This window comes from Brucella rhizosphaerae (assembly GCF_002252475.1).
In the GTDB taxonomy this organism is placed as follows: domain Bacteria; phylum Pseudomonadota; class Alphaproteobacteria; order Rhizobiales; family Rhizobiaceae; genus Brucella; species Brucella rhizosphaerae.
On the sequence record NZ_NNRK01000019.1, the window covers coordinates 1 to 19,728 of the forward strand.

Genomic DNA, 19,728 nt, shown 5'->3' on the forward strand with positions numbered 1-19,728 from the left:
TTTATGAGTCTACGCTCTAGTGCTTGATCTCTACAAGCAGATCCCGCCCACGCGCATCACCGATCTCTTGTTGGAAACGGATGCAGCGACTGGCTTCACGGAAGCGTTCACGCATCTGCGCACCGGAGCGCCTTGCGCTGACCGGATCGGGCTGATGAACGTCATCCTTGCGGAGGGGGTCAATCTCGGCCTGCGCAAGATGGCCGACGCGACGAACACCCACACTTTCTGGGAGTTGATCCGCATAGGGCGATGGTATGTCGAAGGCGAAGCCTACGACCGGGCGCTGGCCAAGGTTGTCGAAGCGCAAGCGGCGTTACCCATGGCCCGGTTTTGGGGCATGGGTACGTCGGCTTCGAGCGATGGTCAGTTCTTTGTCACCACAGAGCAAGGTGAGGCCATGAATATGGTCAACGCTAAATATGGCAATACCCCGGGCCTGAAAGCCTACAGTCATGTCTCGGATCAGTATGCGCCGTTCGCAACCCAGGTGATTCCTGCAACGGCGAGCGAAGCTCCATACATCCTCGATGGTCTGCTTATGAACGATGCCGGTCGCAATATCCGCGAGCATTTCACCGACACGGGTGGCTTTACCGATCACGTATTTGCCGCATGTGCCATTCTCGGCTACCGCTTCGCCCCGCGGATCCGCGATCTTCCGTCCAAGCGGCTATATGCATTCAATCCTTCGTCCGCGCCGACGCATTTGAAGACCTTGATTGGCGGAAAGATCAATCAGGCCATAATCGAGCGGAATTGGCCTGATATCTTGCGCATCGCCGCTACGATTGCCGCTGGAAGCATCGCGCCCAGCCAAATCTTGCGTAAGCTCGCTTCCTATCCGCGGCAGAACGAACTGGCCACGGCCTTGCGCGAGGTCGGCCGCATCGAACGCACCCTGTTCATGATCGACTGGATTCTGGATGCCGATCTGCAACGCCGCGCCCAGATAGGGCTCAACAAGGGCGAGGCACATCACGCGCTGAAGCGGGCCATCAGCTTCCATCGCCGGGGCGAAATCCGCGATCGTTCCGCCGAAGGCCAGCACTACCGAATCGCTGGCATGAACCTGCTCGCGGCAATTATCATCTTCTGGAACACCATGAAGCTGGGTGAAGTCGTCGCTAACCAGAAACGCGATGGAAAACTGATATCGCCCGATGTTCTGGCTCACGTCTCACCTCTCGGATGGGAGCACATCAATCTCACCGGAGAATATCGCTGGCCAAAGTCTTAGCGTAGGATTCCGCCCCCTCCTGCAAACGACCCCTTGCGCCCTCTCTGCCATCTTCAGCCGTTTGACCGAGGCCTGTCGTCCATTTGCCATTTTCGTAATCCCTGTTTGTTTCCTTGACCGGACAATGACGGAACGCCTCGTGCTCCGCAATGAGGGAATACGCGCTTCAGATGTCACCTTCCACTCAGCTCAATCGCTCCTTTACTTCATCGAAGTTGAACAATATCGAAGCATTTGTATGGCTCTATTGCGCCAAATGGCGCAGAAACATAGAGAAAAATTTGTGTTTTCAGAAGGTTACGAGATGCTTGCGGTGCTCACCGTGTTCCGGTGCTGAGGTACTCCCCTGTTCTCCCGCTGCTCCTGGGATTATCAAGGGGTGTAATAGGAGAGCTTTCACGCGAGAAATTAAACTTTACGAGCCAACAATTCTGTTGCCGATCGGGAGTGTCCGGTCTTTTGTGTATTTGTGAAATGGTCCATGCTTCATTGAAAGCATCGAAGAGGCTCAGGAATTCGCTACACAATGGCTCTGGACGTATAACAACGAACGGCCCAATATGGGTATCGGCGGCATAACCCCTACACAGAAACTGAAAATGGCTGCGTAAATTCTACTGTCGCACCCCGCTAAAAATGGGGGGATTACCCTCCCATGGAACTTTAATACGTCAAGCTAAGAAACATGTGCAACGCAGCGAACGCTTACGGATCTCCTCCGCCCGTTCCCAACTCACATAACCTTCATGTGCATCCGGGATCAGTGCCAGCCATTCATCACGTGTTTTGCGACGAATTCCAGACTGACCATCGTATCGGGGCACCGATCGACTCTTACCATACGCGTACGCGCCACCGTAGATCGGATTCGCAATCATTCTATGGATCGTTGCATAATTTGGCCTGCGCCAAATGACATCGCCATCAGTGCGCCTGACCGGCAGTTCCAAGCTCTGCTCAAGAAACCATAGCAGGGCTTGTCGTGCACTGCCAAGTTCGGCAACTTTATTAAACACAAGCGTGATGGCGTCCTGAGTACGCCGGTCGGGATCCTTCTCAATCCTGTCCCCGGCCTTTATGAAACCGACCGGAACGTTGACGACGAGTTCACCGCGGCGAGCCTTCTCATAGCGGGCTGAAAGGGAACGCTGACGCAATAGGTCGAGCTCATACTCGTTGAGACGTAAGCGTACGCTGATCCCCACCTTCCAATTACGGTTCTGATTGTCGCATTAGACTTTTGAGATGATCAGGACGGAGTTTCTCCATGGACACTTGTGTGGTTGCCGTCCGTGATGCAAGAAGTTTCTTCTGGTGGGAGGTGTGATCGAGTGCGGTCTTGTGTCAGGCCTCAGTGTGCGGCATTCTTCAAGCCGCGCGGCCGGTATGGTGATCAGCGGATCAGCTCCCAATCTACATTCCGAGCTCGATGGCTCTACGTATCCAACTGGTTTCGCCGTTCCGGATCAATCGATCATGCGCCCATTCAGGTCGTCGTCTTCTCGCACCTCCTAACCGAACTTGACTTTGAAGGTCAGCGAATCTTACACTGCCTCGGCCAAGGCCGGATCTCTATAGTCTTCCATTTTTGTGAGCATGGCCCAAATCCCTCGCGCCATCTTGTTTGCCAGAGCGATAGCAACAAGCATTCGTGGCTTTCTCGTCAGCATCCTCGAAAGCCAGCTACCCGCCTTGGGCGGTTTGCGGCTTGCCCAATTCACCCGTGCCATTGCGCCTATGATTAACAGCCGGCGGATGTCAGCTTGACCTGCCTTGGAGATCCGCCCAAGCCGCTCTTTGCCACCAGATGAGAACTGTCTCGGGACTAGACCTAACCACGAAGCGAAGTCGCGGCCGCGCCGGAAGCTCTTGTTTGGTCGGCGCAAAGGCTTCGATGGCCACCGCAATCATCGGCCCGACGCCGGGCATCGTTTGAAGCCGTCGTGCTGACCTGCTGTGTTTAGCAAGCTCCGTGAGCTTGTTTGTTTTCTCGGCAATACGGACCGTCTTCTCACTGATCTGAGCAATCAAGTCACGGCACTCCTCCCGCACAATCAGGGCAAGTCAATCTCTGGATTATCGAGGATGATATCAATGCGCTTAATGTTTTCGATGCCAGGCGGAACGACTTGGCCGAATTCGTAGAGAGTAGCCCGCAATGCGTTGATTAACTCAGTGCGTTGACGAACGACACGGTTCCGTGCCCTGAACAGTACTGCGTGCGCCTGTTGCTCGGGTGCCTTTGGTTCCACAAAGCGCATCTCGGGTTGGCGCGCCGCAATGACGATGGCTTCCGCATCAGTTGCGTCGTTTTTCTGTCGCTTCACGAACGGGCGGACATACTGTGGTGCAATCAACTTTACGTCGTGACCGATTTTTGCCAGTTCGCGTGCCCAGTAATTGGCACTTCCGCAAGCTTCTAATACCACCAAGGCGGGTGGTTGAGTCGACATGAAGCGGAGAAACTGTCCCCGCGACAATTTCCTTCTAAATGCGACCTCGCCAATTACCGACGCGCCGTGAACCTGGAAAACATTCTTTGCTAAATCAACCCCGATAATCGTATTCATTTTTCCTTCCTCTTCACTCGGTTGTAGGCATAGAACTCGTACATGTTACTATGCCGCAGGAGGAGGACGGCAACCACCCCATCTACATTGGAGGTTCTACGAGTTGGTGGCGGAAGCTGCGGGAACCGAAAGTGGCCGGATGAGGTGAAGGCGCGGATTGTGGCAGAAACGCTGCTGCCTGGCGCTACGGTGAGTTCTGTTGCGCGTCGGCACGGTTTGCTTGCAAATCATGTATCGACGTGGCGGACTCTTGCGAAAAAGGGGCAGCTTGTGTTGCCTGCGCCAGAGGATCCGGTGGAGTTTGCAACCTTAATGGTTGGGTCGACCACTAGAGCGAATCCGTTTTATGTTGGGTCATAACCGCAAGCTGCAAAGTAGTTAGCGCACTCGGTTGGTTCGAACAATGTTATGACTTGGCCGACGGCATCCCACAGCGCTTCGACAGTGCGTTCGGCTTTTGCACGCAGATGTGCTTTGAGTTTCGAGAACGCCATCTCTATTGGGTTGAAATCGGGACTATAGGGCGGCAGATACCGTAGTTGCGCACCTGCCTCCTCAATCGCTTCTCGTATTCCGACAACCTTATGAGCAGGCAAATTGTCCATGATTACGATGTCACCGGGGGTCAGTGTCGGCACGAGCACTTGTTCGATATAAGCACGAAAGGCGTCGGCATTCATTGCACCATCCAGCACCATGGGTGCTGTCATGCCTGAGAGGCGGAGCGCACCGGTAAACGTCGTTGTTTTCCAGTGACCATGTGGGATGCCTGCGTGGCATCTTTCGCCTCGCGGGCTGCGCCCACGCAACCGCGCCATCTTCGTATTCAGGCCCGTTTCGTCGATAAAAACGAGCCTTTCAGGATCAAGCTCAAGCTGGCTTTCAAACCACGCCTCACGCCTCCTCATTAGGTCTGGCTGTTCCTGCTCCAATGCATGTGCGGTCTTTTTTTGTAAGTAAAGCCACGAGCCCGTAACCAGGTATTCAAAGCACTCCGCACAATCTGGAGGCTGCGCTCTTGAGCCAGACGGGCAACCATTTCGTTGAGCGTGACGTCTTTGCGCTCTTCAATCATACCCACGATAAAATCTTCATGGGCATCAAGTCTTGAACCGCGTCGTCGACCCGGACGCCGTGCTTCCAACTCACCATCGCGCGCACGAGAAACCCAGCGGATCGCTGTCGCTGCGGACACCCCGAACCGTACACCCGCATTGCGTGCCGACAATCCTTCGTTTGCAGCCTTCAAAACGCGTGATCGCAAATCACTGCTTAATGCTCGTCCCATCAAAAGCCTCCATAACTGGAAACCTTGAATCAGACAGATCGCCGATTGTCACTTCAAAATCGATTCAGTGTTCAAAGGATATGCTCTAGGTTTCATCGACGTTCCATTTTCGAGAAACTTGGCGTTTCTTGCGGTTGAAGCGATCAAGCAACTTTGGACTGAAATATTGCGTCCAACGGTGGACTGTCGAATGGTCGAGATCAATACCGCGTTCAGCCATCATTTCCTTCAAATCGCGCAAGCTCAGATTGTAGGAAAGGTACCACCCACCGCACACAAAGTAAGATTACTGACTTATCGAAATGACGGCCCTTGAACATCACATAATCCCGGCTTGCTTGAAAACCGGATCATACATCAGCGATCGTTGACGAAAAGTTTGCAACAGATGGGGTATTCGGCTTGAGCCCATCCCCGGAGGTTGGATGCAGGGGTGCTGCGCTTCGAGCTGATGATAAAACGTGGTCTGTTTGGAACAGCCACAAGCATCAGGAAAGGAAGCGCAGCATGAAACATTATGCCGGATTGGACGTCTCGTTAAAAGAGATCTCGATATGCGTCCTGGACGAAGCGGGTACGATCTGCCGCGAGATCAAAGTCCCCAGCCACCCGGATGACCTCGTTCAAACCTTGAAGAATCCCGCGTGGCAATTCGTTCGGATCGGACTTGAAGCCGGGCCGTTGTCGCAATGGCTATTCAGCGGATTGGCGGCGGCGGGCTTGCCGGCGACTTGCATTGAGACCCGACATGCGAAGGCATTCCTGAAAGCGCAGGTGAACAAAACCGATCGTAACGATGCGCGCGGCATCGCGCAGATGATGCGGGTCAGCCTGTTCCGGCCCGTGCATGTCAAGACGTTGGCGAGCCAGCATCGCCGGGCGCTGCTGACAGCCCGCAAATTGCTGCAGGAAAAAGCCATCGCCATCGAGAACGACATCCGTGGCTTGCTGCGCAACTTTGGGCTCAAGGTTGGCATCGTTGGAACGGTAGGGTTCGACGATCGTATCCATGAGCTTGTTGACGATACACCGGACCTCGGCGAGATCATGGAGCCTTTGCTGGCGGCACGGCAAAAGCTGCGAGAAACATTCACGGCTCTTCACCGCAAGCTGCTGTCGATCGTCCGGGAAGACGAGACCTGCCGACGTTTGATGACGATTCCCGGTATCGGTCCGGTTACCTCGCTTGCGTTCACCAGCACTATCGATGTCCCGGCGCGCTTCAGCAACTCCCGTGCCGTCGGCCCGGCACTGGGATTGACGCCGGTGCTCAACCAATCTGGCGAGAGCCATCGCGTTGGTCGCGTTTCCCTGTGCGGTGATGGCATGATGCGGGCCCTGCTCTACGAAGCGGCCCAGGTCATGTTGAGCCGGGTGAAGAAATGGTCATGGCTGAAAGCCTGGGCGATGAACGTCGCCAAACGGCGCGGACGGCAAAAGGCCATCGTTGCACTCGCACGCCGGCTGGCGGTGATCATGCATCGCATGTGGAGCGATGGCACCGAATTTCGCTGGACAAGGGAAAGCATGTCCGCAGCTGTCTGAACAGACTGACGGGAAGGAGATGATAAAGTTCCGCCTGCCGGTGGAAAGACGTCCTTCGCGGGACGATGGATGAGGTGAGTTCGCTTGGGTTCTTGTATCGATCGCATCATCGCGGTCAGGACGCGCAACAGATTGGGCCGCCTCATTCTACTGATCCCATAATGGGAGGGCCAAAGAGCCGATCCCGAAGAGAAGCAAGGGCCCGCGAAAGACGTTAATCACCAGCCGAGCGGAAAGCTCGAAAGCGCTTGACCTCAACACGCCGAATAGAGAAGTTCCCTCCATCCTGGCTCCTTTTGACCTACAAGGTCCCACCCGAGCCGGCCGCCAAGCGCATCGCGTTATGGCGCCGGCTCAAGGGCATGGGCGCGGTCTATCTGCAGAACGGCGTGTGCCTCCTGCCGAAGACCGACGATCATGTCCGACGGCTCAAGATGCTGGAGAACGACGTGGCGGAGATGGGCGGTGAAGCCGTGATCCTGGAAACAGTCGCCCTCGACCGCGCCCAGGAAGACAAGGTGATCAACCGCTTCAAGGCCGATCGCGACGAGCAGTATCGTGAGTTCCTTGGCCGCTGCGCCGATTTCGAGGCCGAGATCGCCAAGGAGATCGCGATCAACAAGTTCACCTATGCCGAACTGGAGGAAGAGGACACAGACCTCAAGAAGCTTCAGGGATGGCTCGAGAAGATTAGCAAGCTCGACTTTTACGGCGCGACATTGGCCGAAGAGGCCTCAGAGCGGCTGCGCGCCTGCGAGGCGCTGCTCGACAGCTATGCCCAGCGCGTCTTCGACGCCCACGACGAGAACCGCTGAAATGAGCGACCAGGCCGGGAAGCCAACAATCACCGTCGAAAAAACGTCTTCTGCCGAAACCCGTCGCGGTATTCCGGCAGGCATCTGGGCGCTAGGCTTCGTCTCCCTGCTGATGGACACCTCCTCGGAAATGATTCATGCGCTGCTACCCGTCTATATGGTGGCGGTGCTCGGTACGTCGGCGCTGGCCGTCGGCATCATCGAGGGGATTGCCGAAGCAACCGCCTCGATCACCAAAGTGTTTTCAGGCGCGCTTAGCGATTGGCTTGGCAAACGTAAGTTCCTTGCAGTTCTCGGTTATGGCCTTGCCGCCTTCACCAAGCCGATCTTTCCTCTGGCTTCTTCGCTCGACTGGCTGATCGCAGCCCGCTTTATCGATCGGGTCGGAAAGGGCATTCGCGGCGCACCGCGTGACGCGCTCGTCGCCGATATCGCGCCGCCGGAGCTGCGCGGCGCGAGCTTCGGCCTGCGCCAGTCGCTCGATACGATCGGAGCTTTTGTCGGGCCGCTCCTCGCTATCGGTCTGATGTGGCTCACCGCGGATCACTTCCAAACGGTTTTCTGGATCGCTGTCATTCCGGCGTGTGTGTCCTTGGTGCTCATCATCGTCGCCGTCAGGGAGCCGGAGCGCCCGAAGGCATTGCGCAAGGTTCGGATGCCCTTGCGACGTGAGGAACTGCGCCGTTTGGATGCTGTTTACTGGTGGGTCGTGGTGATTGCCGCGGTCTTCAAGCTGGCTCGATTCAGCGAAGCGTTTCTCGTCCTCCGCGCGCAATCGATAGGCCTGCCGCTCGCGCTGATTCCGGTTGTGATGGTCGTCATGAGCCTCACCTATTCGCTCTCGGCCTATCCGATTGGCATCCTGTCTGATCGCATGGACAAGGTGATGATCCTGATCGTCGGACTGGTTCTGCTGGTTCTGGCAGATGTCGTGCTGGCGTTTGCGTCCAGCATTGTCGCGGTCGCAATTGGCGTCGTACTCTGGGGCCTTCACATGGGCTTCACCCAGGGCCTGCTTTCGACGCTTGTCGCCGAGACCGCGCCGTCGGAACTGCGCGGTACCGCCTTCGGCATGTTCAACCTGATCTGCGGTTTGGCCCTACTCGCCGCCAGCATCATCGCGGGAATCTTGTGGGATGCTGCCGGACCCCAGGGGACATTTCTGGCGGGCGCGGGCTTCGCGACGCTGACCGTACTGGGGTCTCTATGCTTTCGAGGACGACTAAAGTCAAAATATTGAATTGAACCCGATGATTCAGCCAAATAAAGTAAAAATGCGGAATTCCCTATGCGGATACCGAATCACAACATCGGAAACAAAATGAAGACAATTTCCGAACTCGGGAAATTTCAACAGAAACGCCGCATAGCAATCGGCGTTGTTATGATTCTTTTGATCATCGCTTTGCTTTTTGTTCGCTCATCCTCCACGGGGCGATTTCATGAGTATCTGGAGGCCGTTGGCCTGAGTCTGATCGTCGCGGCTATTATTGGGCGAATGTGGTGTACTCTTTATATCGGTGGGCGCAAAGGCGCCGAGATTGTACAAAGTGGTCCATACTCGGTATCACGCAATCCACTCTACGTTTTCAGTGCTATCGGCGCCGTGGGAATTGGAGCGCAAACGGGAAGTATAATCATTGCGGTTGGTTTCGGTGTCATATGCTACCTGGCCTTTATGATTGTTATCCGAACAGAGGAGAATTTTTTACGGACTAGTTTCGGAGAGGTATATGATACTTACTTCGCACAAGTTCCAAAGTTTTTCCCGGATTTCTCGTTGTTTCACGATGAGAACGAACTCGTTGTCAAACCGGAGCGGATATATCGAACATTTACAGACGGGCTCGTCTTTTTCGTAGCCTATCCGTTCTTCGAATTTATCGAATATCTTCAGTATTCCGGGACTTTGCCAATACTGATGCATATATATTGAGGCGATTGCATCAGATTATTCCGTTGGCAGGACATTATGAGGATATGGCATTGCAACTCTACGATCTCGATGCCGCCGCGACCCGCGCCGTCAACAGCCTTGTCGGAGCTAGCGCCTCGGTCGATTTCCTGATGATCTGGGTGTCCGCCATCGGTGTGCCGCTGCTCGTGCCGGCGGTCGCCGCGCAATGGTGGCGAGGATCGGATAGGCCGCACAACAGACACGTTCTCGTCGCGACGGGGCTCTCTTTCCTGCTCGGCCTTGCTATCAATCAGCTTATCCTGCTGTTTGTTCATCGCATGCGACCCTATGACAGCGGCATCTCCCATCTGCTGATCAGCCCCAGCGCCGATCCGTCATTCCCTTCCGATCATGCGACCGCGACCTTCGCCATTGCGGCGGCTTTTCTGTTACACGGGATGCGGCGCACGGGACGGTGGTTCCTCGCGGCGGCTGTGCTGGTGGCGGTCTCCCGCGTCTATATCGGCACGCACTATGTGAGCGACGTCCTCGGCGGAGCCGCGACGGGTATCGTCGCCGCTATATTGGTCCGCGCGCTCTACCGGGAGGGGACACGCCTTGATCGGTTCGTCACCTCCGTCCTTTAGAGGAGCGCGGGATGGTGGCGTCCTTCTTTTCCGCCGTTACCGCGTTCATCGCGGCGCATCCGCATTTGGCCTATGCGGCGGTGCTTCTGTTGGCGCTGTCGGAATCCATACCCGTCATCGGAGTTTTTATTCCAGGCACCGCCGCAATCCTGGCAATCAGCGCACTGGTACCCAGCGGCATTGTAAAACTCTGGCCGCTGCTCGGCGCGGCCTCCGCCGGGGCAATCATCGGCGACGGCCTCTCGTTCTGGATCGGCCATCGCTATCACCGCGAGATCCTTGAACGATGGCCGCTCAACCGACATCCGGACCTCATCACGCGCAGCGAGGCATTTTTCGCGAAGCACGGCGACAAAAGCGTCTTTATCGCCCGATTCACACCGGGCGTGCGCGCCTTCGTCCCCCTGATCGCCGGCATGTTAGGGCTGTCGGTGCGGCGGTTCTACGTTGCCAACATCCTGTCCGCGCTGGTGTGGGCGCCGTCCCATGTTTTGCCCGCTGTGTTCGTCGGCGCTGCTTTCAGCATGTTCGGCGCGGCCGCCAAACCCCTCACTGTTCTGGTTGTTCTCATCGTTGTCTTCATCTGGGTGCTGCTCCGTCTCGCCCGGTTCGCCCTGCGCCAAGGTCCGACGCTTGCATCGGCTCTGTCGGGCTGGCTTCGGCACCGCACGGCCATGAGCCACTCCCGGTGGGGTCGCTTCGCGCTGGATCTTCTCGATCCGTCGCGTCCCGACGCCCGAGGACTGGCGCTCCTCGCCGTGTTGCTGATCGGCTCCGCCTGGCTGTTCTTCGGCATTCTCGAAGATGTCGTCAGTGGCGACCCTCTCGTACGCGCCGATAACGCGATCTACCAGGCACTCCAGGATCTGCGAACCGTTCCGGGCGATTCCGTAATGCTGATAACCACCGAGCTTGGCGATACGGTGGTCGTGATGACGGTAACGATCGCCGTGTTTCTATGGCTTGCCTGGAGACGGGCATGGCGTCCAGCGGCCTACTGGCTGGCGGCAGTTGGCGGTGCATCCGTGCTCAACACGGTCATAAAAGTCACGCTCCATCGCGCCCGGCCGACCGAGTTGTTCTACACGGGCTGGAGCGCATTTTCCTTTCCCAGCGGCCACAGCACAGTCAATCTCGCCGTCTACGGCTTTCTCGCTTTCCTGATCGGACGTGAACTTCGTCCGATGTGGCGCCTTCCGGTCGCTTTGACCGCTCTATCCTTTGCACTGCTGATAGCGTTCTCGCGCGTCTATCTGGGCGCTCACTGGTTCTCGGACGCGGTCGGGGGGCTTGCCTTCGGTACGGCCTGGCTGGCAGTGCTCGGATTCTTCTACATGCGAAAGCCGGCAAAATCAGTCGGCGCGACGTCATTGATGGTGATCGCCGGCGCGGCACTCGCGCTAGCCGGGGGGTTGAACGTCTATCGACATCACTCTCTCGATGTCGAACGCTATGCCGTAAACCGAGCGACCCCCACGATGATGGCCAACGACTGGTGGACGTCAGGTTGGCAACGGCTGCCGCCCAGGCGGATCGATCTGACCGGCGAGATCGAAGAGCCCTTCACGATCCAGTGGGCGGGAGACCTTTCTGCAATTCGACAGGATTTGCTGAGCAAGGGATGGCGTCTGCCCGCGCCATGGGCGTCATCCAGGATACTGGGTTGGCTCTCCGCGAAGACAACTCCTGTCGAATTGCCGGTTACCCCTCATCTCGCCAGCGGAAGGCTGCCGAGCTTGACGCTCGTCCTGCAAAACGGAGCTGCACCGAACAACACTCGGTTCGTGCTCCGGCTTTGGGATGCAGATATCAACCTCATGGGAGAAAAACTCGCACCGGTCTGGATCGGTTCGGTCGTGCAGGAACAGATCGAGCGGCCGCTGTCGCTATCCTCTGCTGTCTCAACCCAGGCCGATGCCAACACGCCGCGCGACATTCTGGCACAAATGCTTGGATCAGGGCGTATTGCGGTACGCCCCGACGCTGAAGCGAACACGGATTGGGACGGAGGGGTTCTGCTGCTGCGAACAGGATTTTAACGCCGAGGCGCTTAAGGGAGTGGCGGCCCCAAGCTAAGCCAAGAACCCACCATCGACCGCACATCCCTGTCCCCATGACCATGGTCTACACGGGAACTCAGAGGTCAAGGAAAGCGTGTCCTCAGATTGGCCTAAGCTTTCGCTGGCATGCCCAGGTCAGAGCTCCGAAGCCGAGACAGGCGTACAAGGACAACCATAGCCACCATTCAAGTACAGGCTGATAATCGGGCAAGGAACCTTCTTGCCATTCGATCAGTGCCAGATTGGGAGCCAAACCGCACACCGCCATAATCGTCACGGCAATCACCACACCGACGATTGTTGGTGCGCTCGCCCGCATGACGGCGCCATCGATGCTGCGAGCCTTCAAAGGTGTGCCGATCATTTTTGCAGCCAGGCGATGGCGGGGCGGGTCCATCGACGCCTCGCGCTCGCTCAAGGGAAAGCCAAATCGCGCAAAAACAATCTGGATAATCGGAACGACAACGACGGCGATCATTGAGGACGCCATCACGTCACTGATGTAGTGCGCAGTCGTGATGAAGCGCGTGCATGCCAGAATGGCTGCGCCAGCAAGCGCCAGGCTGCGGTAACGCGGAAAGATCAGGGCCAAAGCGACGCCCGCTGCCACCGCACAGGCGGTGTGTCCCGACGGGAATGAATTATATTCGTGCCCGAATCTGAAAAAAAAGAACTGAAAAATATCCTGATTGAACAACAATTCTGGCCGAGCGCGACCAAATACGACTTTGAGAACATCGACGATAATGCCGGTCGATGCAACGCTCGTTAAAACGAAAAGTGACCTGGAAGCATAAAGTGGATTCTTCCACATGAACCGGAACAGTATGAACAGAGCGGCAGCCGGGACGATGAACCAGTAGGCTTTGCCGAAGTCTGTCAAAAATCGCGCAATATGCACCAGTGTCGCGTCACGCTGACTTGCAAAGAACAACGCAACAGGACGATCAACCAGCTCCTCCAGCGCATGGAGCTGGACTACCGTTGCCAGAAGAGCTGATAAGGCTGCGCCGGCCAATACCCATTTTTCTAGAGTTCGGGAAAGTGCTTGTGCTGACGCCTGCATTCGGACTGTCCTCGGCGATATTGGTGTTGAAGCTGGCAGACGATCACATAAGGCCGGGCCGCTCCTCAAAGTCCCTCCTCGGCAATAGCAAGCTTCTCGCCTTCGCCGGGGGCTGCCATCTTTTTATCCTCATCAACGTCAGCGAGTTCCTCGCCCTCGTGCCGAACGCTCATGAAGATGACGATTGCAACAATTGCGGCGAGGAAGATCGCGCTGGTGATGATCGTGCCGAGGCCGAAACCGCCATACTGCGCGGGCTGGGACATCAGGTCGCCGAAGGAGGCGCCGAGAGGCCGGGTCAGGATATAGACCAGCCAGAAGCCGAGGATCGCGTCGAGGCCGAGGAAAAAATAGCCGATGCTGAGCGAGAGGATGATCATCCCGAACAGGACGCCGGTCGCCAGATAGCCCAGCGCGAATTGTTCCGCCACCAGATCGCCGGCGGCCGTCCCAAGCGCGAAGGTGAACAGGATGGCCAGCCAGTAAAAGGCCTCACGCCGCCCGGTGTAGATGGAGTGGATCGAAAGCGTCCCTTCGGCTCTGAACCAGAGCAGGAACGTCAGCGCCAGGGCGACCGAGAACGCAATCGTCGTATCCAGCAGCGGAACATGGAAATTGTCGACCAGGTTATCGGTGATCAACGTGCCAACGATGCTGATCAGCACCACGGACAGCCAGTAGGCGGCGGGAACATATTTCTTCTGCGCGAACTGCCAGACCAGGGCGAGCGCCAGAACTGCGGACATGATCAGTGATGTCGCCGTCAGGCCGAGGCCCATCTGCACGTTGAGATAATCGGCGGCCGTTTCACCCATGGTGACGGCCATCAGTTTTATGAGCCAGAAGTCGGTTGTGACGCGGGGAACGCGATTGTAAACAGCAGCTTTGGTGGCCGGTGCAGACATTGTGGGTATCCTTGAATGGGCGTCGGGCGGCGGTTTGCAGAGTGACGGTGTTTGTCGTCTACCTCACTGTGCAGGCTGGGCCGGATTGTTGAGACCCGCCGTCAAAACGGTGAGGGTTTTGTTGATCTTGTCCGCCGACGGGTTCGATTGACGAAGAGCCTTCAATGCAGCGTCAGAGGCCGCGTCGATGTTGTTCCAATCGTTCTGGTTCAGTGGACGGATCGCGGTCTCGGCCTGGTCCCATGCCGTTTCATAATCGGTGATGCGCTTGGCAGCGCCGGGGAGATCGCCCTTGGAAGCGAGGGTCTGGACGTCAGCAATGATGGCCTTAAACGACGACAAGTCGCCGAGGCCCGCAGTTTTGACTGGTGCAGTACTGGCGTAGAGCTCAAAGCCGGTGAAAGCGGCTACCGGAGCGGTAATGAGTGCGATGGCAAGAAAAATCTGTTTCATCAGTTAATTTCCCTGAATTGTGGCACTGCAAGGCATACTTGGCTTCCGTATCGCTCCTAGAAGGTTGAATGGCATTCCTGCAGCGATATCTCGATACGCCCACCGCTCTACTTGGCGCGCTCGGTCGGCCCACTGTGACTACGCAGGTTCAATTAGCTGAGAATTAGAGCGGGTGTCGGCCTGATGCCGAACACGCTCGACGGCTGTCAATCGCGCGCGAAATCAGCGGCCGGCAATGAAGCCGGCCGCTGCAATTTTCATTTCTGCGGAACCAGATGGGAGACAACCGCCTTACCGCCCTTGTCCGCATAGGTTAGCTGGACCTTTTCGCCGACACGGAGTTTGGTGTCTTCGATCCCTTCGGGCAGGGCGTAAGTCTTGCCGTCCGACAGCGTGATCGTATCGGCATTCTTGCTGATTGCGGTGATCGTGCCGGATGTTTGGGCAGCGAATGCGGCGCTGATCGGCGCCAGCACCAGCATCGCGGCCATGATCATTTGCGGTTTCATTTGCTTTATCCTTTCAAGGTCTCGGCCGCCGATCTCTATCCTTTCCCGCAATGGCGGCCTGGGTTGCGAGAAAACAGGTTCTCACTCGCCTCTGAGCTTCTCCGTGACGTGTTTCCGGCTGCGCATTGCTTCACCTGTCGCGGCTACCAGAGCGGCGCCCGCTGCCGTGACGATGAGAGCAACGAGGTAGAGCCACGGCACCGAAAGCACCGCAGGTGGCGGGTCGAACACTCCGGTCAGCAGCTTGACGAGCACATAGGCAATCAGCGTGCCTGCCCCGAGACCCAGGACCATGCCGCTGCCGGTAACCAATGCCGCTTCGCTCCAGACGAAGGCGCCGAGCTGTCGTGGTCGGGCTCCCAGAGCCACGAGAACCGCGAAGGAGCGCTCGCGGTCGGCAAAGCCAAGGCCAAGGACCAGTCCGCCCGACGCAGCAAGCATGACAAGCGCGAAGATGAGTTCCAGCCGCGTTAGACCGGCGAGATCAACTGCGGTGAGGCTCGACCCTATCAGGGCTACGGTATCGCCGATCTGGCTGACCTTGACTCCGGGGAGGCCCGCAGTCGCATTTCGGGCGGACAAAGCGACGCGGGCGGGATCACCGTTCGATCGAATGAGAACAATCTCGTTTGCCGCGGAACCGGTTTGCCGGGCGATGTAAGCCGCGTTGGCGACCAAGAACGAATCCTTGGGGGCGGTCGGGAATTCGCGCACCACACCCACGATGTGAAAGGGCACGACATGATATTGGTGATCGGCCGCGTTTTGCAGGCGAAGGTTGATGCTGTCGCCGCGGCGGAGCTGATAGTCGTTCACGGTTTCCTGAGAGACCAGTACACCATCGGGCGTTTGCGCGAGGTCGACGAGTGTCGCCCTCGCATCGCCATTGGCAAAATAAGCGTCGGACATGGCCGTGGCTGTCCCGATGCGTGTCGGATCGATGCCGTAGAGATCCTGAAGGTCTGTTCCGACATACGCGTATCGGTGTTGCATCGGCTGGGCCGCCGCGACGCCCGGTAGCCTGGAAAGTGTGTCGAGCGCCTGAGACGCAGGTGCGGCGGATGTGCCCGTGACGGTGACGTCGGCGCCGTTGGTGAGTTCAGCGTCGACCCGCGCCTGGGCCTCATAGGTTGCGTTGAAAATCGCGGTAGACGATGCAAAGGCGAAAGCAAGCGCAGCCAGGCCGATGCCAGCAGTCAGTCGGCGGCCTTGGCGCTCAAATGTTGCCGCCACAACATCCGCCAGACGCCCGGCGACAGGTCGCAAGCCCTTGGCAATCAGCGGTCGGCCTTGCCGCAGCCCGGCCCCGACGAGCCGCATGGCCAACAGTGCCAGACCGGTCCATAGCATCATAGGCGCAAGGAAGGCGGTGTAGTCGACCGCCGCGGCCGTCACACCCTCCGGCGCGAGAACGACCTGATATCCGCTCGCTGCCGAACGCCAGTAGAACGCCGCAGCGAGCGCAAGCAGCACAAGGTCCAGATAACCGCGAGCCCACAAGGGTGTCCGATGCTCGCCGATCGGTCGCCGGCCCGCCGCAATGGTAGAGCTGCGAGCGTCACGCCAGGCGGGAAGCAGGATCGCTGCGAGCGACAGCGCGAGCCCAGCCACAGTACTGAGCAAAGGAACCGCCGTGCTGCGCAAGAGTGCCGCCCCGAGGACGAAATGTACCGCGAGAGCACCGAGGAGAATACCAAGGATCGCACCGCCGACCCCCGCGACGATCGCTTCAGCCGCGGCCAGACGAAGGACGGCATCGACTGTTGCTCCCCGCAAACGCAGCAACGCCTGCTCGCGACGGCGTTTGTCCCGCCCAGCTCCTGCAACGGCAAGCGTCAGCAGAATGGCCAGGATCGTTCCTGGGGCGCCGAGGAACAGAAAAACCAGTCGGGCGTAGAGGGCATCCTCGCGCGCCGCTCCCAGTCGAGCCGCCAGATTGTTGGCGAGCAGCGCGGTTCCAGCGACGCGGGCCTCGAAATTGTGACCTTGCTCGGTCGCCCGGATGCTCGCAGCGACCGGATCGGTGGGTAGACCGCGGTGATCGAGCTTGACGTGGAACTCAGTCTTGACGGTATCGGGCCGGCTTGCGCCCTGCTGTGCGAATACTTGCTGCCACTGGGACATCGGAAACAGCAGGACGTTGTCAGGCGGGGCTTGTGGTGCAACGCCTGGGGCGACGCCGATCGCCTGAAACATCGCATCGGCGTTGGGCAAATCGATGATGCCGGCGATCGTCACTTTGAAGTCTGGCGCCTGGTAGCGATGGATGACGACCTGATCCCCAGCCGTGACATGCAGGTTGGCGGCAGTCTGCTGTGCTATCCGGACGCCATCGACCGACCCGACCAGCCGTCGAACTTGCCCCGGGAACTGGTCGAAATAGTCCGGTTCTATGCCAAGCACTGTGCCGCCGCCCGTGGTCTGCACGGTGCCTCCAATATTCGCCTCAAAGCCAGGAACATCGGCATAGTTGATGGGTTGCAGGCCGGTTACCGGCGCAGCGGAGCGGATCGCAGCCTCGACCGCACCATGATCTGCCCCCGGCAGCGACTGGACCTGCCAATCGACCGGCACCTGGGCGATCGACCGCGCCGTCATCTCAGCCGCGCTGGATTGCAAGAACGCACCCAGGCACGCAATAAAGGCGACGGTCAGCGCCACACCGCCGATGGTGCCGCCCAGGCGGCCGGAACGGGTTCGGATAAGTCCGATCAACCAGCGCCCGTACATGCGAACCTCTCAATCATGCTCTCGATTCTGCCGTGACGCATCCGCCAGACTTGGTTCATCTTTGCCGCCACACGCTCATCATGCGTGGCGATGACGATGGCGCTTCCGGTCTGCCGCCCCCAGGCGAGGAGCCGGTCTACCAGCACCGCAGCGCCGGCTTGATCGAGTTGGCCCGTCGGCTCATCGGCAACAATCAATTCCGGATCCGTCACTATGGCTCGAGCTACGGCGATCCGTTCAGCCTGGCCGCCGGAAAGCTGCTCGGGAAGCTTCTGAGCCAGGGAATCGACCCCGAAGGTGGCAAGCGCTGTCAGAGCACGAGCGTTGGCTTCGGAACCTTTACCGAGAAGGATCGGCAGCTCGACGTTTTCGAGCGCGGTGAGTGCAGGAATCAAATTCGCCGATTGGAAGACGACGCCGATCCGCTCGGGGCGCAACGTGTCGGGCGAACCAGACCCGGGCCGTTCCAGCTGCCCCGAGCTTGGCATGTCCAATCCCGCGATCAGATTCAGAAGCGTCGTCTTTCCGCACCCCGAAGGTCCCATGATGGCGATGGTTTCGCCGGCGCTAATCCTGAAAGAGCAGCCTTGAACGGCCGCCACGACGCCTCGCTCGCGCTGGAAGCTGCGCCAAAGGTCGGCGGCTACAAGCAAGGTTTTAGCCATGCACGATGCCTCCATCACGGATGTCGATAACGCGATCGGCCCGTGTTGCGAGCGCGGGGCTGTGCGTGACGATCAGGAGGGCGGCACCGCTGCGGCAGGTTTCGATGAGACGATCGATGACGAGTTGCTCCGTCGCTGCATCGACCTCGGCGGTCGGCTCATCGCAGAGCAGGATCGACGGTTTTGCCGCGAGCGCCACGGCCAGGCCGGCACGCGCCGCCTCGCCGCCTGAAAGGTGTGCGGGCAAGACACCTGCGAGGCCATCAAGGCCCAGGCTGTCGAGAAGGAGATCGATCTCATCCGATCGACGTTGACCGGAGATCTCCATCTGCAGACGGATGTTGTCTCGTACCGTCAGGTGATCGAAAAGATTTCCGGACTGCATGAGCATTCCGAAATGGCGAGCCCTAAGCCGAGCCCGCGCCGGCTCGGGGCGTCGGGTCATGCGCTCTCCCAGAACTGACACCACGCCGCCGTCCGGCTCATCAATCCCGGCAAGGCAGGCAAGCAGCGTCGACTTCCCGCTGCCCGATGGTCCCCTCAATGCGGTGAATTCCTCCGCATTGAGGGTGAGGGCAACGCCACGTAAGGCGACAATTTCGTCGTCGCCGGCATGAAAGAAGCGGTAAAGTTCGGTCGCCTCGAGTGCGGGCATAAACTCACCTCCAATGCAACGAATTGGAGATCAGCTGCCATTGGTCGACGTTGTCCGCGCCGGCCGGAGCGGCAAGATCAAGGGTGAGCGTCCTGCCATCCTTGAACAGTATGAAGCGCTCGTGTTCGAGGCGGATCTGCTTGTTCGTGACCGGATTTGGCGCGGAGTTCGACAGATAGCTGATGCGGACGGCCGGCCCGGCTGCGAGCTTTACTTCCTTGACCGCAGTGATTTTGACTGCATGTCCGGATGCCTTGAGGTCCGGGATTTCGTGGGCCTTAGCTGAGGAAGCCGTCGGAGCAGCGCTCGCAGTGCCAACGGTGGCATCCAGCTCATCGTATTTATCGAAGAACCGAACGCCATGATCGATCGGGGCCCGTGACCATCCCTCTGGGACCTTCAGGTCAAATCCGTTGGGAGAGTTGTAAGTAATGAAGACCTGATTGTCCGGAATGTCACCCGGCGGGTTCGTCTCGGGCGCAACCAGCTTTTCCTGTGCCAGAGCGGGAGGAAATGCGCCGAATGACATCAACAACAGGACGCCCAAGGCGGCAGATATTCGATAGCGGACAGGCATGATTAATGCTCCTCTGCGGGACGGGAGATGGTATGTGACGCCAGCAGAATTAGGAGGGTCTTAGATTACCCAATGGAGTGCAGTTGGCCCTGCACAAACATCTGTG

The 19,728-nt window shown here is 58.2% G+C and carries 17 protein-coding genes and 4 pseudogenes; 9 read left to right on the forward strand and 12 right to left on the reverse strand.

Translation table 11 applies throughout. The features are described from left to right. Nucleotides 1-16: 16 nt before the first annotated feature. Nucleotides 17-1,240 (forward strand): annotated as a pseudogene (locus CEV32_RS04175) (Tn3 family transposase); the annotation flags it as partial. 491 nt (nucleotides 1,241-1,731) lie between these two features. Continuing rightward, nucleotides 1,732-1,851 (forward strand): annotated as a pseudogene (locus tag CEV32_RS04180) (IS3 family transposase); the annotation flags it as partial. Nucleotides 1,852-1,911: 60 nt separating this feature from the next. On the opposite strand, the gene CEV32_RS04185 reads toward CEV32_RS04180, so the two are convergent. Then, nucleotides 1,912-2,397 carry a recombinase family protein gene (locus tag CEV32_RS04185; RefSeq protein ID WP_235818711.1) on the reverse strand — a complete coding sequence of 162 codons (486 nt, stop codon included), beginning with the start codon at nucleotides 2,395-2,397 and terminating at the stop codon, nucleotides 1,912-1,914. 387 nt (nucleotides 2,398-2,784) lie between these two features. After that, a pseudogene (locus tag CEV32_RS04190) lies at nucleotides 2,785-3,810 on the reverse strand (IS110 family RNA-guided transposase). A gap of 42 nt (nucleotides 3,811-3,852) precedes the next feature. On the opposite strand from CEV32_RS04190, the gene CEV32_RS23960 reads away from it, so the two are divergent. After that, the gene (locus tag CEV32_RS23960; protein WP_094574512.1) at nucleotides 3,853-4,170 is read left to right on the forward strand and encodes a transposase; all 318 of its coding nucleotides are present in this window, start codon (nucleotides 3,853-3,855) and stop codon (nucleotides 4,168-4,170) included. Here the strand turns inward: CEV32_RS23960 and CEV32_RS04200 are convergent. Together CEV32_RS04200 and CEV32_RS04205 are read right to left on the reverse strand one after the other, a co-directional pair. Then, nucleotides 4,155-5,098, reverse strand: a protein-coding gene (locus CEV32_RS04200) for an IS630 family transposase (protein ID WP_374710411.1) whose coding sequence is annotated in 2 segments (ribosomal slippage) — nucleotides 4,155-4,772 and nucleotides 4,775-5,098 — 942 coding nt in all. Because the reading frame shifts where the segments join, the coding sequence is not laid out codon by codon here. The two genes, CEV32_RS23960 and CEV32_RS04200, sit on opposite strands and share 16 nt — an antisense overlap. An 88-nt stretch (nucleotides 5,099-5,186) precedes the next feature. Further along, nucleotides 5,187-5,418, reverse strand: a pseudogene (locus CEV32_RS04205) (IS6 family transposase); the annotation flags it as partial. A 187-nt stretch (nucleotides 5,419-5,605) separates the two neighbouring features. On the opposite strand from CEV32_RS04205, the gene CEV32_RS04210 reads away from it, so the two are divergent. The 6 genes from CEV32_RS04210 (at nucleotide 5,606) to CEV32_RS04235 (ending at nucleotide 12,041) form a co-directional block, all read left to right on the forward strand. Next, nucleotides 5,606-6,643: an IS110 family RNA-guided transposase gene (locus tag CEV32_RS04210; protein WP_094574516.1), complete on the forward strand. Its 1,038-nt coding sequence runs from the start codon at nucleotides 5,606-5,608 to the stop codon at nucleotides 6,641-6,643. A 296-nt stretch (nucleotides 6,644-6,939) separates the two neighbouring features. After that, nucleotides 6,940-7,458: a Chromate resistance protein ChrB gene (locus CEV32_RS04215; protein WP_094574518.1), complete on the forward strand. Its 519-nt coding sequence runs from the start codon at nucleotides 6,940-6,942 to the stop codon at nucleotides 7,456-7,458. 1 nt (nucleotide 7,459) lies between these two features. Next, nucleotides 7,460-8,698 (forward strand): MFS transporter, encoded by a 1,239-nt coding sequence (locus CEV32_RS04220; RefSeq protein WP_094574520.1) that lies wholly within the window; start codon nucleotides 7,460-7,462, stop codon nucleotides 8,696-8,698. Between the two features lie 81 nt (nucleotides 8,699-8,779). Further along, nucleotides 8,780-9,394 carry a methyltransferase family protein gene (locus CEV32_RS04225; protein WP_094574573.1) on the forward strand — a complete coding sequence of 205 codons (615 nt, stop codon included), beginning with the start codon at nucleotides 8,780-8,782 and terminating at the stop codon, nucleotides 9,392-9,394. Nucleotides 9,395-9,438: 44 nt separating this feature from the next. After that, nucleotides 9,439-10,002 carry a phosphatase PAP2 family protein gene (locus CEV32_RS04230; RefSeq protein WP_094574522.1) on the forward strand — a complete coding sequence of 188 codons (564 nt, stop codon included), beginning with the start codon at nucleotides 9,439-9,441 and terminating at the stop codon, nucleotides 10,000-10,002. An 11-nt stretch (nucleotides 10,003-10,013) separates the two neighbouring features. Then, nucleotides 10,014-12,041, forward strand: a complete 2,028-nt coding sequence (locus tag CEV32_RS04235) for a bifunctional DedA family/phosphatase PAP2 family protein (RefSeq protein WP_094574524.1) — start codon at nucleotides 10,014-10,016, stop codon at nucleotides 12,039-12,041. 121 nt (nucleotides 12,042-12,162) lie between these two features. On the opposite strand, the gene CEV32_RS04240 is transcribed toward CEV32_RS04235, so the two are convergent. The 8 genes from CEV32_RS04240 to CEV32_RS04275 form a co-directional block, all read right to left on the reverse strand. After that, on the reverse strand, nucleotides 12,163-13,128 hold the full coding sequence (locus tag CEV32_RS04240; RefSeq protein ID WP_094574526.1) for a phosphatase PAP2 family protein: 966 nt from the start codon (nucleotides 13,126-13,128) through the stop codon (nucleotides 12,163-12,165). Nucleotides 13,129-13,193: 65 nt separating this feature from the next. Beyond that, nucleotides 13,194-14,033 carry a COG4705 family protein gene (locus CEV32_RS04245; RefSeq protein ID WP_094574528.1) on the reverse strand — a complete coding sequence of 280 codons (840 nt, stop codon included), beginning with the start codon at nucleotides 14,031-14,033 and terminating at the stop codon, nucleotides 13,194-13,196. Nucleotides 14,034-14,096: 63 nt separating this feature from the next. Then, nucleotides 14,097-14,486, reverse strand: coding sequence for a hypothetical protein (locus CEV32_RS04250; RefSeq protein WP_094574530.1), 390 nt, complete (start codon nucleotides 14,484-14,486; stop codon nucleotides 14,097-14,099). Between the two features lie 257 nt (nucleotides 14,487-14,743). After that, a complete protein-coding gene (locus tag CEV32_RS04255) occupies nucleotides 14,744-14,995 on the reverse strand; it encodes a DUF1344 domain-containing protein (RefSeq protein WP_094574532.1) in 252 nt (83 codons plus the stop codon). An 81-nt stretch (nucleotides 14,996-15,076) separates the two neighbouring features. Next, nucleotides 15,077-17,725: an ABC transporter permease gene (locus CEV32_RS04260; protein WP_094574534.1), complete on the reverse strand. Its 2,649-nt coding sequence runs from the start codon at nucleotides 17,723-17,725 to the stop codon at nucleotides 15,077-15,079. Continuing rightward, nucleotides 17,707-18,390 carry an ABC transporter ATP-binding protein gene (locus CEV32_RS04265; protein ID WP_235818712.1) on the reverse strand — a complete coding sequence of 228 codons (684 nt, stop codon included), beginning with the start codon at nucleotides 18,388-18,390 and terminating at the stop codon, nucleotides 17,707-17,709. The genes CEV32_RS04260 and CEV32_RS04265 overlap by 19 nt, the downstream gene beginning before the upstream one ends. Beyond that, nucleotides 18,383-19,045, reverse strand: coding sequence for an ABC transporter ATP-binding protein (locus tag CEV32_RS04270; protein WP_094574538.1), 663 nt, complete (start codon nucleotides 19,043-19,045; stop codon nucleotides 18,383-18,385). The genes CEV32_RS04265 and CEV32_RS04270 overlap by 8 nt, the downstream gene beginning before the upstream one ends. A gap of 4 nt (nucleotides 19,046-19,049) precedes the next feature. After that, nucleotides 19,050-19,622: a hypothetical protein gene (locus tag CEV32_RS04275; protein ID WP_094574540.1), complete on the reverse strand. Its 573-nt coding sequence runs from the start codon at nucleotides 19,620-19,622 to the stop codon at nucleotides 19,050-19,052. Nucleotides 19,623-19,728: the final 106 nt, after the last annotated feature.